Source organism: Burkholderia sp. CCA53, assembly GCF_001685525.1.
Taxonomy (GTDB): domain Bacteria; phylum Pseudomonadota; class Gammaproteobacteria; order Burkholderiales; family Burkholderiaceae; genus Burkholderia; species Burkholderia multivorans.
On record NZ_BDDJ01000003.1, the window covers coordinates 566001 to 578613 of the forward strand.

A 12613-nucleotide genomic window follows, 5' to 3' on the forward strand; every position below is an offset into this window, starting at 1 on the left:
CGCCGGCAAGTGTGCCGACGGCCTTTCGTGGTGAATCGCGCGTATCGACGCCCGCGCCGGCGTGTCGTCAACGGTCGTCGACGGCCTCGTCCTGCTGCTGCGCGAGCGCGGACTGCGCCAGCTCGGAAACGCGCTTGATGTGCGCCGCCGACGCCGCCGCGGCCGCGTCGCCATCGCGCCGCTCGATCGCGTCGAGCAGGCGGTTCATCTCCGTATTGGAATCGCTGCCGCGCCCCGGCATTGCGATGGTCAGCGCACGCAGCCGATTGATGCGCGCATTCAGCGTCTTGACGACCGTCAGCGACACGTGTTTGCCCGCCGCCTCGAACAGCGCTTCATAGAAGCGTTCGGTGTATTCGAGCACGCGCGGCAGATCCTCCTTCTCGAACGCATCCTCGATCACCGCGCGAATTTCGCGCAGTCGCTGCACGACTTCGGGCGTCGCGCCCTCCGCGCACGCGCGCGCCGCATTGGCTTCGAGCAGCCCGCGCAGTTCGTAAATCTCGCCGACCTGCCCCGGATCGAGCCGCGCGACCACCGGCCCCTGCCGCGACACGGTCTCGACCAGCCCTTCCGTCTCGAGATGCCGCAGCACCTCGCGCACCACCGTGCGACTCACGCCGAGTTCGTCGCAGAGCGTGCGTTCGACGAGCCGCGCGCCCGGTCGGAAATAACCCTGCACGATCGCGCCACGCAGCTTGTCGAGCGTCAGTTCGCGCAGGGTCTTGGCATTGCGGTCGATTTTCAGGTCTTGCATGGACGGCACTCTGGAAACGAAATGGGCCTGCCGCCAGCCCAAAAGGCGGCGGCCGACATGGAATGCCATATTATGACCTAACTGTCATCGAGCTTTCCATCCCGCCGGCAGCGTGCCCGGCGACGCCGCCGTTTCAGTCCTCCAGCCCTTCGACGATCGAGATCTGCGCGCGGCAATGTCCATCCCGCTTCGCCTTCGCCGTCTGGTATTCGGCCGAGTGATAACACGCGAGCGCGGCGTCCATATCGGGAAAGCGGATCACGACGTGGCGCTCGAACGCCTCGCCCTCGAGCGTCTGCGACGCGCCGCCGCGCGCGAGAAATACGGCGCCGAACTTCTTGAACGCCTGCGGCGCGAGATCCGTGTAGTCCTTGTACTTCACGGGATCCAGCACCTGCACGTGAGCAATCCAGTACGCACTCATTTTTCACCTCTGCTTTCGCGCAATTTCGAGACACGGGTTAACACTCATGGCATGCCGTAACATGGTATACCACAATGAATCCGACAATCAACGCATGAAAGGAAGGTGCCATGAGCCTGATTCGGAAATCCGTCCTCCACGTCGAAACGCTGTACGTGGATGGCGACAAGGTGGCTGCGAAACCGCTGAAGATGATCGGCGCGGCCGCGGTGATCAAGAACCCGTGGGTGGGCCGCGGATACGTCGAGGACCTGTCGCCGGAGATCCGCAGGCTCGCGCCGCAACTGAGCGAACACCTGACGAAGCTGATCCTCGACGAAGCCGGTTCGGGCGAGGCCGTCGAAGCGTTCGGCAAGAGTGCGATCGTCGGTCTCGACGGCGAGATCGAGCACGCATCCGCGCTGATCCACACGCTGCATTTCGGCAATACGTATCGGACGGCCGTCGGCGCGAAGTCGTATCTCGCGTTCAACAACACGCGCGGCCCGGCCAATGCGCCGCTGCTGATTCCGATGATGGACAAGAACGACGAAGGCCGCCGTTCGCACTACCTGACGCTTCAGTTCGCGATTCCGGACGCGCCGGCCGCCGACGAACTCGTCATTGCCCTCGGCGCGGCCACCGCCGGCCGGCCGCATCACCGCATCGGCGACCGCTACAAAGATCTCGCAGAGCTCGGAAATGACGTCAAGAACCCTGCCGCTGTCAAATAAGCGCGTCGCCCACTATCTCGACCAGGGCGCGGGCGAACCGCTGGTGCTGATTCATGGGGTCGGCATGCAGGCGAGCGCGTGGTATCCGCAGATCGACGACCTGTCGCGCGACTTTCGCGTGATCTCCGTCGACATGCCGGGCCACGGGAGAAGCGATCCGCTCGACACCGGCGCCGAGCTGCCGCAGTTCGTGCAGTGGGCGGCAGAGTTCATCGAAGCGCTGAAGGTCGGCCCCGTCAACCTGGCCGGCCATTCGATGGGCTCGCTGATCGCGGCCGGCGTCGCCGTGACGCGACCGGATCTCGTCAAGCGCGTGGCAGTCCTGAACGGCGTCTACCGCCGAACCGAGCAGGCGCGCGAAGCCGTGCTGCAACGCGCCGCCGAACTGCGGTCGGGCACCATCGACGTCGATACGCCGCTCAAGCGCTGGTTCAACGCGGAAGAAGCGCAGCAGGCCGCAGCACGGAAGGTGCAATCGTGGCTGCAGTCGGTGGACCTCGTCGGTTATGCGACCGCGTACCACGCCTTCGCGAACGGCGACGAGGTGTATGCGGACGCCTGGCACCGGATCGCCTGCCCCGCCCTCGTGCTCACCGGCTCGGACGATCCGAATTCGACGCCCGAGATGGCGCGACAGATGGCGCAAGCCGCACAGGATGGCAAGGCCGTCGTGATCGAGAACGAGCGCCACATGGTCAACCTGACCGCGCCCGACACGGTCAATCGCGCGCTGCGTGCGTGGCTGCAGACCGTGCCGCAGGCGGAAACCCTGAAATCGGAAGTGTGACATGAGCCAAGCAATCAGCCAGGAAGCCTCGACGATCAACACCCGGGAGCTGCGCGATGCGTTCGGCGCGTTCATGACGGGCGTGACGATCGTCACGACTGCGCGCGACGATGGCCAGCCGCTCGGCTTCACCGCGAACTCGTTCTCGTCGGTGTCGCTGGATCCGGCACTGCTGCTCGTCAGCATCGCGAAGACGTCGAGCAATTTCCAGACGTTTTCCACGGCCGGCCACTTTGCGATCAACATCCTCGCGGAAGGGCAAACGGAGCTGTCGAACAGGTTCGCGCGCCCGAGCGAGAACCGCTTCGCGAACGTCGGCTGGCATCTGAGCGCACATCGTAATCCGCTGATCGACGACGTCAGCGCGTGGTTCGACTGCACGACGCACGAGGTGATCGATGCGGGCGATCACGCAATCATCATCGGCAAGGTCGAGGCGTTTCATTCGGCAGGCTATGCGGGGCTCGGTTACTACCGCGGCGGGTATTTCACGCCGGCGAAGCTGTCGACCGAAGTCATTGCAGGCCCGAAGGTCGTCGTCAGCGCGATCATCGCGCGCGACGACAAGGTGCTCATGATCCGCACCGCCGAGGGCAAGTGGACACTGCCCGCGAAGGAGATCGGCCGTGAAGGCGCCGACAAGGCGCTCGCCGAACTTTTCCGGCAATACCAGCCCGACGCATCGGCAAGCTTTATCTACTCGGTCTACAACAATACCGAGACGCACTACCAGTACATCTCGTTCCTCTGCAGCGCACCGGACGAAGCGGCGGCCGCCGGCGAATTCGTGAGCCTCGACGATCTCGACGCGGACGCGTTCCAGGACAGCGCGCTCGCCAGCATGCTCGAACGCTATCGCAAGGAGAGCCAGCTGAAGAGTTACGGCCTGTACTTCGGCGATCACAGCACGGGCACCGTCCGTCCGCTTCTTTCCTGAAAGGTCCCATCATGCGTTTTTCGCTTTTCGTTCACATGGAGCGCGTCTCCGACCAGACCAGCCAAAAGCAGCTGTACGACGAGATGGTGGAGCTGTGCCAGATCGCCGACCGCGGCGGCATGCACGCCGTCTGGACCGGCGAGCACCACGGCATGGATTTCACGATCGCGCCGAACCCGTTCATCAACCTCGCCGATCTCGCGAACAAGACGAAGCGCGTACGGCTCGGCACGGGCACGGTCGTCGCGCCGTTCTGGCATCCGATCAAGCTCGCCGGCGAAGCCGCGATGACGGACATCATCTCGGGCGGGCGCCTCGAGCTCGGCATCGCGCGCGGCGCCTACTCGTTCGAATATGAGCGCCTGATGCCGGGTCTCGACGCGTGGAGCGCAGGCCAGCGCATGCGCGAGCTGATTCCAGCCGTGAAGAAGCTGTGGGAAGGCAACTACGCGCACGACGGCGAATTCTGGAAGTTCCCGTCGACGACATCGTCGCCGCTGCCGCTGCAGCAACCGCATCCGCCGATCTGGGTCGCCGCGCGCGATCCGAACAGCCACGAGTTCGCGGTGGCCAACGGCTGCAACGTGCAGGTCACACCGCTGCATCTCGGCGACGACGAAGTCGAGAAGCTCGTCGGCCATTTCAACGCCGCGTGTGCGAAGTACAGCGACGTGCCGCGTCCGCAGATCATGCTGCTGCGTCACACCTACGTCGCGAGCAACGAGGACGACGCGCAGCGAGCCGCCGACGAAATCAACGTGTTCTACAACTACTTCGGCGCGTGGTTCAAGAACGAACGTCCGGTCAGTCGCGGGATGATCCAGCCGCTGAGCCGCGAGGAAATCGCCGCGCATCCGTTCTACACGCCCGAAGCGATGCGCCGGAACAACGTGATCGGCACGCCGGCGGAAGTGATCGAACGTCTGAAGACCTATGAGGCGCTCGGCTTCGACGAGTACTCGTTCTGGATCGACACGGGCATGCCGTTCGAACGCAAGAAGGCGTCGCTCGAGCGGATGATCCGCGACGTGATGCCGGCGTTCCGGTAAGGGGACGATGTCATGAATGCACATTTTCAGCTGTATATCGACGGGCAGTTCGAGCCCGGCGCCGCCACCTTCGGCAGCATCGACCCGGCAACCGGCGCCGTGTGGGCGCAGATGCCGGAAGCCCGCACGGACGAAGTGAATCGCGCGGTCGCGGCGGCCCGCCGTGCACTGACCGATCGCGCCTGGGCAGGCCTGACCGCGTCGGCGCGCGGCAAACTGCTGTACCGGCTCGCGGACCTCGTCGAACAGGCTGCACCGCGGCTCGCCGAAATCGAAACGAAAGACACCGGCAAGATCATCCGCGAAACGTCGAGCCAGATCGCATACGTTGCCGAGTATTACCGCTACTACGCCGGCATCGCCGACAAGCTCGAGGGCAGCAGCATCCCCGTCGACAAGCCCGACATGCAGGTATGGCTCGAGCGGCAGCCGGTCGGCGTGGTCGCCGCGATCGTGCCGTGGAACAGCCAGCTGTTCCTGTCCGCGGTCAAGCTCGGCCCCGCACTCGCCGCGGGCTGCACCGTCGTGCTGAAGGCATCCGAGGAAGCACCGGGACCGCTGCTCGAGTTCGCGCGCATCGTGCACGAGGCCGGCTTCCCGCCCGGTGTCGTCAACGTCGTCACCGGCTTCGGCCCGGAATGCGGTGCGGTGCTGAGCAGCCATCCCGATGTGGACAAGGTCGCGTTCACCGGCGGCCCCGAGACCGCGCGCCACATCGTGCGCAATACGGCCGATAACCTCGCGAAGGTGTCGCTCGAACTCGGCGGCAAGTCGCCGTTCATCGTGTTCGCCGATACCGACATCCAGAGCGCCGTGAATGCGCAGGTTGCGGCCATCTTCGCAGCGAGCGGCCAGAGCTGCGTCGCGGGTTCGCGCCTGCTGATCGAGGCTTCGGTCAAGGATCGATTCCTCGCGATGCTCGTGGAACGCGTATCGCGGATTCGCATCGGTTCCCCCGGCGAGCGGGAAACCGAATACGGCCCGCTGTGTACCGAGCGACAGCTTCGCCACATCGAGACGGTCGTCGAGCGCTCGGTGCGTCAGGGCGCGACCGTGCTCGCCGGCGGAAAGAAGCTGGAGCGCGACGGGTATTACTACGCGCCGACGATCCTCGACTGCACCGGCGTCGCGCACGCCGACAGCATCACGACCGAATTGTTCGGGCCGGTGCTGTCGGTCGACACGTTCGAATCCGAGCAGGAAGCGATCGACAAGGCGAACGGCACCGCGTATGGCCTCGCGGCCGGCATCTTCACGACCAGTCTCACGCGGGCTCACCGCGTGTCGAAGCGCGTGCGCGCCGGCATCGTGTGGATCAACACGTATCGGGCCGTGTCGCCGCTCGTGCCGTTCGGCGGCTTTGGGCTATCCGGACACGGCCGCGAAGGCGGGCTGAGCGCCGCGCTCGAATACACGACCACGAAGTCCGTATGGCTGCGCACGTCGGACGATCCGATCGGCGACCCGTTCGTGATGCGCTAAGCGGCGATCCGATCGCCTGCCGTATCGATTCATAAGCGACGGAGACCAGGCTGCGCCCGCGCGGCGCCGCTTGGTCCGGCAATAACGATGGAGACAGCATGACAAAGCAGGACAGCGACGCGGCGTTCTCGCCATCGAAAGCAACTCGATCGAATATGTTCCGCCGGAGGCCCGCCACGGCAAGCCGGCCGATCTCTTCACCCTGTGGTTCTGCACGAACGTCGCACCGCTGGCCGTGATCTCGGGCGCCACGTCGGTGCTGGTGTTTCATCTCGACCTGGTCAGCGCGATTCTCGCGATCGTGGCCGGGCAATTCTTCGGCGCGATCTTTCACGCGCTCACTTCCGCGCAAGGGCCGCTCGTCGGCGTACCGCAGATGATCCAGAGCCGCGCCCAGTTCGGCCGCTACGGCTCGCTGCTCGTGGTCGGGTTCACCACGCTGATCTACCTCGGCTTCTTCGTATCGAACATCATTCTGGCGGGCAAAACGCTGCACACCGCCATGCCCGCGATACCCGTACCCGCCGCGACCGTCGTCGGTGCGGTGCTTGCGACGCTGGTGGGCGTGATCGGCTGCCACTTCATTCATCGCTTCAACAAGATCGGTGCCTGGTTCATGGGCGGCGCGCTGCTGATCGGCATCGCGCTGATGGCGCCGGGGCTCGACGCGCAGATCTTCGAGCGAGGGCATTTCGATTCCACGAACTGGTTCGCGATGTTCGGCTGTGCGCGATCTGGCAGATCAGCTTCGCGCCCTATACGTCCGACTATTCTCGCTATCTGCCGGCCTCCGCCGGATTCGGGAAGACGTTTGCGTATACCTATTTCGGTACATCGCTAGGCACGATCTTCGCGTTCCTGTTCGGTGTGCTCGCAGTCAGCACCGGACATTCGTCCGACGCGATGCAGGCCGTCCGCGAGCAGACCGGCGCGTTCGGCTACGTGCTGATCCTCCTGTTTCTCGTCAACATCATCGGCCACAACGGAATGAATCTGTACGGCGCAGTGCTGTCGTTCATCACCGCCGCGCAGACGTTCCGCCCGCACTGGGTGCCGGGGCGCAAGGTGCGCGTCGCCGTGTCGGCGGTGCTGCTGGTGGCGTCCACCGCGATCGCCCTGTGGGCGTCGAGCAACTTCATCGCGATCTTTCTGAACGCGATCTTCGCGCTGCGCATCGTGCTCGCGCCATGGATCGCGATCAACCTGATCGACTTCTACCTCGTCAACAACCGGCACTACCGCGTCGCGGAGATCATCAGCAGCAATGGCGGCATGTACGGCGCATTCAACGCCAAGACCACCGCGATCTACGTGTTCGGGATTGCGGTGCAGGTTCCGTTCATGCAAGAGAGCTTCTTCCGCGGCCCGTGGGCGTCGATTCTGGGTGGCGTCGACGTCTCGTGGATGGTCGGCCTCGTCGTCACCGCGCTGGTGTGCTACCTGTTCGCGTCGCGGGACGGCTCGCGTTCGCGGAGCCGGTGTCCGGCCGGCGCCGGCGCTCTGGATTAACAATGGAGATCGATCATGAATGAAGACGAGGCGCTGTTTCAGAAAGGCTTGCCGATCCGCCGTGAAGTGCTCGGCCCGAATACGTCGATGCATCGATGGAAAAGGCGGACGCCTTCATGATGGCATTCCAGCGCGCCACCACCGCATGGGCGTGGGGATGGGCATGGGGCGACGACACGCTCGACCGCAAAACGCGCAGTCTGCTCAACCTCGCGATGCTGACTGCCGGCGGCCATACGAACGAACTCAAGCTGCACGTGAAGGGAGCGCTCAACAACGGCGTAAGCGTCGACGAAATCAAGGCGACATTGCTGCACGCGACCGCTTATTCGGGCATTCCGCACGGCTCAGCGCGTTCAAGGCCGCACGCGAGGTGCTGGTGTCCGAAGGGGCATTGAAATAAGCGCAGCGCCGGAGAAGCGAGTGGCATCGCGGCCTGGGTCGACGGACTGAATAGCCGTGATCGGACTACAGCGCGGGGCGCTGTGTCGACCGTTTCCCTCGCTTCTCACCGTTTGCGGTCGGACGTAACCGACGACCGTTGCGGCTGCAGCTTCGACGCGCCATACCGACGATCTTCCTGCGACGCGACGCAAACCGAAAGCGCAACCTGCTCGCTACCATTCGGTCATCCATCGGCCCGGCCATTCCGCCGTTTAAACCGCCCGCGCCCTGCGCCACTAACTTCTATCCAGAAACAAATCCGCCACCACCGACCGCAACCAGCGATTACCCGCCTCGTGGTGGTATTTCGCATGCCAATGCTGACGCACCGCAAACTTGTCGACCGGAAACGGGCAGGGATGAACCGCGATCCCGTTCACGGCGCGCCAGCGTCTCCCCGATGTTTCTCGGCAGCGTCGCAATCAGATCGGTCGACTGGATGATCGACCCAAGCCCGAGCATACCCGGCAGCTCGAGCACGACGTCGCGGTCGATGTTCTCGCGCAGCAGCGCCTGCTCCAGCAATTGCGCGCCCGTGCCGGCCGCGATGATCACGTGTCCTTCGCGCGGTATTGCTTGAGCGTCAGCTTCGCGCGCACGCGCGGATGATCGGGATTGGCGAGACAAACCCAATCCTGCATGTAGAGCTGCTGCTGGTACATGCCGCTGCCAAGCCACGGCACATACCCGATCGCGAGATCCGCCTCGCCCGATTCCAGCGCGCGCTCCGTGTTCCCGTCGATTCTCGCCGCTTCGAGTCGAATGCCCGGCGCCTGCGCACGCACATGCGCGAGCATTTTCGGCAGCAGCGTGATGTGACTCGCATCCGTCATGCAGATCCGGAAGCGCCGCTTGGCCGTGGCCGGATCGAACGAGATTTCCCACGCCGAAAACCGCCGCAGCGACTCCAGGATTTCCCGGCATGGGCCGATCAACGCGTCTGCCTGAGGCGTCGGCGTCATCCCGGCGGGCGTACGCACGAACAACGGATCCTGCAGATGTTCGCGCAGCCGCCCCAGCCAGATGCTGATCGTCGGCTGGCTCTGCCCGAGCTGCTCCGCCGCCCGCGTCACGCTGCGCAGGTCATACAGCAAGTCGAAAAGCTGAAGCAGCTTGAGATCCGGCAGCTCGGCAGTGCCCATGGCTTCATTGTGTTTCGCAATGTCGCCATTGTAGTCATTTCGTTGCGCCTATGCGGCACGTCCGACGAATAGACGCCCGCGGACAGGACTCGACGCCCTGCTTTCCGGATCGCAAGAACATCACACTAATGGCGGTTGCGCTCACTCGGGCGCAGCCTGCTCGTCATGTCGCACGAGCGGAACGGTGAGCCGATCGATCAGCGCACGCGTCTGCGGTCGAACGCCGCGCCACCATGCGAACGCTTCGGCCGCCTGCTCGACGAGCATCCCGACACCATCCGCGATGCCCTGCACACCGGCGCTGCGCGCGAGCTGCAGGAACGGCGTCAAGCCCTTGCCGTAGGCGAGTTCGTAGGCGCTGCCGCTCGCGCTGAATACGCTGGGCGGAACCGGCGGCAGCTGCCCGGTCAGGCTTGCCGAAGTCGCGTTCACGACGAGGTCGAAGCGTCCCATCGATTCGAGGTCCGCATAGCTGCACGCACGCAGCGCGCTACCTGCGCCTGCCTGCTCGACGAGCGCTTGCGCCTTGTCCGGATGTCGGTTGACGATGACGAGTTCGGCGGGGCGCGCGCCGATAAACGGCAGCAACGCGCCGCGCACGGCGCCGCCTGCGCCGAGAATGAGTACGCGCTTGCCGGCCATCGGCTGATGCAGATTGACTTCGATGTCGCGCACGAGGCCGACGCCATCGAAGTTCTCGGCGACGACGCGACCGTTCTCGAACTTCATCGCGTTCACGGCGCCCGCGAGCGTCGCGCGTTCGCTGCGTTCGTCGGCCATCGCAAACGCTCTCAGCTTGAAGGGCGCGGTGACGTTCATGCCCTTGCCACCGGCCGCGATGAAGGCTGTGACCGTGTCGACGAACGCGCCGTCCGGTTCCAGCGGCGCCTCCATCGCGACATACGCGATGTCCTGCCCGGTCTCCTCGGCGAACAGACGGTGGATCAGCGGAGACTTCGTGTGCCCGATCGGATTGCCGATTACCGCATACTGGTCGCTCATCACGCGCTCCTTTTCGAGAACAGCACGCCGTCGGTTTGCATCGCGTCGATTTCCGCTGCACTGAAGCCGAGAGATTGCGCGACCTCCACGTTGTGCTGACCGAGGTCCGGGCCGACTTCGCGAATCGACGTATCGCAATCGGAAAAACGGAACGGCAGGTTCGGCAGACGCAGCGTGCCGAAGCGCGGATGCGCCTGTTCGATCACCATGCCGCGCGCGACGATTTGCGGATCGTTGACGACCTCGTCGATGCGCTGCACCTTCGCGCAAGGAACGTCGACCTCGTCCAGCAGCGCCAGAACGTCGGCCACCGAGCGGCCGGCCACCCACGGCTTCACCACAGCAAGAATGGCTTCACGATGGGCGTTGCGGCCGTTCAGGTCGTGAAAGCGCGTGTCGGTTCCAAAACCGGCGGGGCCGCCATGCTGCTCGACGACCGCCGCGAACCGCTTCCACGCATCGTCGACTTGCGCGGCGATGACGAGGTCGCCGTCGGCGCGCGGAAGACGCCGTACAGCGTGGACGTCGGCATGTCGTGGCCGGTCTGCTCGGGAACGACGCCCTGCATCGTGTAGCACTGGACGGCATATTCGTGCATCGACACCAGCGTGTCGTACAGCGCCATGTCGATATGCTGCCCGCGCCCGCTCGCTACGCGGCCGAGCAGCGCCGCGTTGATCGCGGCGACCGCGTGAATGCCGGTGTACATGTCGCCGAGCGAAATGCGCATGAGCGGCGGCGGCTCGCCCGGATTGCCGATCATCTGCATGATGCCGCTCTTCGCTTCGGCGATCAGGCCGAAGCCCGCACGATGCGCGTCGGGCCCCGTGTGGCCGTACGCCGAGATCGAGCAGTAGACGAGCCGCGGATTGCGCGCCGACAACGCCGCGTAGCCGAGACCGAGCTTGCCGAGCGCACCGGGACGATAGTTCTCGATAAACACGTCGGCCGAGTCGCACAGGCGTTGCATGAACGTCTTGCCGCGCGGGTCCTTCATGTCGACGCTGACACCGCGCTTGCCCATGTTGAGCTGCAGAAAATAGGCGCTTTGCTGATCGTCCAGGATCGTCGCGTGCCGGCGCCCGGCATCGCCGCCGCCGGGGCGCTCGACCTTGATGACTTCTGCGCCGAGCGCGGCGAGGCAGCGGCCGACATACGGGCCGGCAAGAAAGTGGCTGTAATCGACGACGCGAATGCCTTCGAGGGGACGGGCCTGCATCAGTACGCTCCCGGACGACGCGGAATCATCAGACGATGCTCGCCGCGCTGGACGACCTGGCCGTCCTGGTTGATCAGTTCCGACGGCAGAACGACGATGCCCCAGTCGGGCTTGCTCTTGCTGGCGCGCATCGCGCCGACGCGGAACTTGACGTGCAGCACGTCGTTCACCTTGATCGGCAGCAGGAAATCCCAGGTCCAGCCGAGCGACATGCCGGGTACGAAGCGATAGTCGCTTTGCGTCTTCAGGCCGTCCGCGACGGACAAGCCGAACAAGCCATGCGCGACGATGCAGCCGAAGTGGCTCGCGTTCGCGTAGTCCTCATCGACGTGCACGGGCGTGTGATCGCCCGTGAGATCGGCATAGGCGAGAATGCGTTGTTGCGTGACCGTGTAAGTCGGGCTGATGCATTCGTCGCCTTCCTGCGCATCGTCCCAGTATTTTTCGATGATGCGGCTCATGCTCACGCCTCCGCGCGCGGATCGATCGCCAGCGCCTGTGCGACGCACGTGGCCGGTTTCGCCTGAATGAGTTCGATCGCGAGTCCGTCGGGCAGCGCAGCCAGTTGCGTCCCTGCGGCATTTCGGTCACGCCGAATGCCTGCGCCGCAGCGATGGCCGCGTCGAGGTCTTCGCACATCACGCCGAGATGCGCGAGCCGGCCCTCCGGTCCGTCGTAATGCGGCTCGCTGATGAATTGCAGACCGCCGAGCGTCCAGTATTGACGCGGCGCTTCCCGGCTGCCGTCGACTTCGCGCATGGTCATGCCGAGCACTTCCTCGAAGAAGCGGATATGCCAATGGATGTCCTTCACCCGGATGGCGACGTGCTCGAGATAGGCTTTCGCGGCGCTCATGCCGAGACCTCCTCTTTCCGGCGATCGATCATGGCGCGTTCAATCCCCTTGATGCAGGCGACGAGCGTCGCATTGACGGGCGTCGGCACGCCGAGCCGTTCGCCCAGCGCACCACGGCGCCGTTGATGAAGTCGATTTCGGTGATCGACGCTTTCTCGAGGCTTTGCAGCATCGACGTCTTGAACGCGGCCGGAAGGCCTTCCGCGGCCATGTTCCACGCATCTTCCGCTGCGGCGATGGACAGCCTGACACCGGCGGCTTTGGCCGCGGCCATCGCTTCTTCGATCGCCGCA

General features: G+C 64.7%; 11 protein-coding genes and 5 pseudogenes. 8 read left to right on the forward strand and 8 right to left on the reverse strand.

The features are described 5' to 3' along the window. Nucleotides 1-67: 67 nt before the first annotated feature. Nucleotides 68-757, reverse strand: a complete 690-nt coding sequence (locus tag BCR55_RS29200; RefSeq protein ID WP_172488739.1) for a GntR family transcriptional regulator — start codon at nt 755-757, stop codon at nt 68-70. 133 nt (nt 758-890) lie between these two features. After that, a complete protein-coding gene (locus BCR55_RS29205) occupies nt 891-1181 on the reverse strand; it encodes a DUF1330 domain-containing protein (RefSeq protein WP_006405465.1) in 291 nt (96 codons plus the stop codon). Nucleotides 1182-1291: 110 nt separating this feature from the next. On the opposite strand from BCR55_RS29205, the gene BCR55_RS29210 reads away from it, so the two are divergent. The 8 genes and pseudogenes from BCR55_RS29210 (at nt 1292) to BCR55_RS29240 (ending at nt 8061) form a co-directional block, all read left to right on the forward strand. Next, the gene (locus BCR55_RS29210; RefSeq protein WP_006405466.1) at nt 1292-1894 is read left to right on the forward strand and encodes an amino acid synthesis family protein; all 603 of its coding nucleotides are present in this window, start codon (nt 1292-1294) and stop codon (nt 1892-1894) included. Continuing rightward, nucleotides 1863-2681, forward strand: a complete 819-nt coding sequence (locus BCR55_RS29215) for an alpha/beta fold hydrolase (protein WP_006405467.1) — start codon at nt 1863-1865, stop codon at nt 2679-2681. The genes BCR55_RS29210 and BCR55_RS29215 overlap by 32 nt, the downstream gene beginning before the upstream one ends. Nucleotide 2682: 1 nt before the next feature. Beyond that, on the forward strand, nt 2683-3618 hold the full coding sequence (locus BCR55_RS29220) for a flavin reductase (RefSeq protein WP_006399291.1): 936 nt from the start codon (nt 2683-2685) through the stop codon (nt 3616-3618). Between the two features lie 11 nt (nt 3619-3629). After that, a complete protein-coding gene (locus BCR55_RS29225; protein ID WP_006405468.1) occupies nt 3630-4667 on the forward strand; it encodes an LLM class flavin-dependent oxidoreductase in 1038 nt (345 codons plus the stop codon). Between the two features lie 12 nt (nt 4668-4679). Continuing rightward, the gene (locus tag BCR55_RS29230) at nt 4680-6149 is read left to right on the forward strand and encodes an aldehyde dehydrogenase (RefSeq protein WP_065496797.1); all 1470 of its coding nucleotides are present in this window, start codon (nt 4680-4682) and stop codon (nt 6147-6149) included. Nucleotides 6150-6351: 202 nt separating this feature from the next. Beyond that, nucleotides 6352-6990, forward strand: coding sequence for a cytosine permease (locus BCR55_RS33660; protein ID WP_254661864.1), 639 nt, complete (start codon nt 6352-6354; stop codon nt 6988-6990). Then, nucleotides 6891-7658, forward strand: a complete 768-nt coding sequence (locus BCR55_RS33665; RefSeq protein ID WP_254661865.1) for a cytosine permease — start codon at nt 6891-6893, stop codon at nt 7656-7658. Before BCR55_RS33660 ends, BCR55_RS33665 begins: the two co-directional genes overlap by 100 nt. A gap of 15 nt (nt 7659-7673) precedes the next feature. Then, nucleotides 7674-8061, forward strand: a pseudogene (locus BCR55_RS29240) (carboxymuconolactone decarboxylase family protein). 277 nt (nt 8062-8338) lie between these two features. Here BCR55_RS29240 and BCR55_RS29245 read toward each other — a convergent pair. The 6 genes and pseudogenes from BCR55_RS29245 to BCR55_RS29265 all read right to left on the reverse strand — a co-directional run. After that, nucleotides 8339-9244: pseudogene (locus BCR55_RS29245) on the reverse strand (LysR family transcriptional regulator). 141 nt (nt 9245-9385) lie between these two features. Continuing rightward, nucleotides 9386-10246, reverse strand: coding sequence for a shikimate dehydrogenase (gene aroE, locus BCR55_RS29250; protein ID WP_006405473.1), 861 nt, complete (start codon nt 10244-10246; stop codon nt 9386-9388). Further along, nucleotides 10246-11465: pseudogene (locus tag BCR55_RS29255) on the reverse strand (CaiB/BaiF CoA transferase family protein). Before BCR55_RS29255 ends, aroE begins: the two are co-directional and overlap by 1 nt. Continuing rightward, the gene (locus BCR55_RS29260) at nt 11465-11926 is read right to left on the reverse strand and encodes a MaoC family dehydratase (RefSeq protein WP_006399299.1); all 462 of its coding nucleotides are present in this window, start codon (nt 11924-11926) and stop codon (nt 11465-11467) included. The pseudogene BCR55_RS29255 and the gene BCR55_RS29260 overlap by 1 nt, the downstream one beginning before the upstream one ends. A 2-nt stretch (nt 11927-11928) precedes the next feature. Beyond that, nucleotides 11929-12320 (reverse strand): annotated as a pseudogene (locus BCR55_RS31995) (VOC family protein). Beyond that, nucleotides 12317-12613 (reverse strand): annotated as a pseudogene (locus BCR55_RS29265) (ketopantoate reductase family protein); the annotation flags it as partial. The pseudogenes BCR55_RS31995 and BCR55_RS29265, both read right to left, overlap by 4 nt.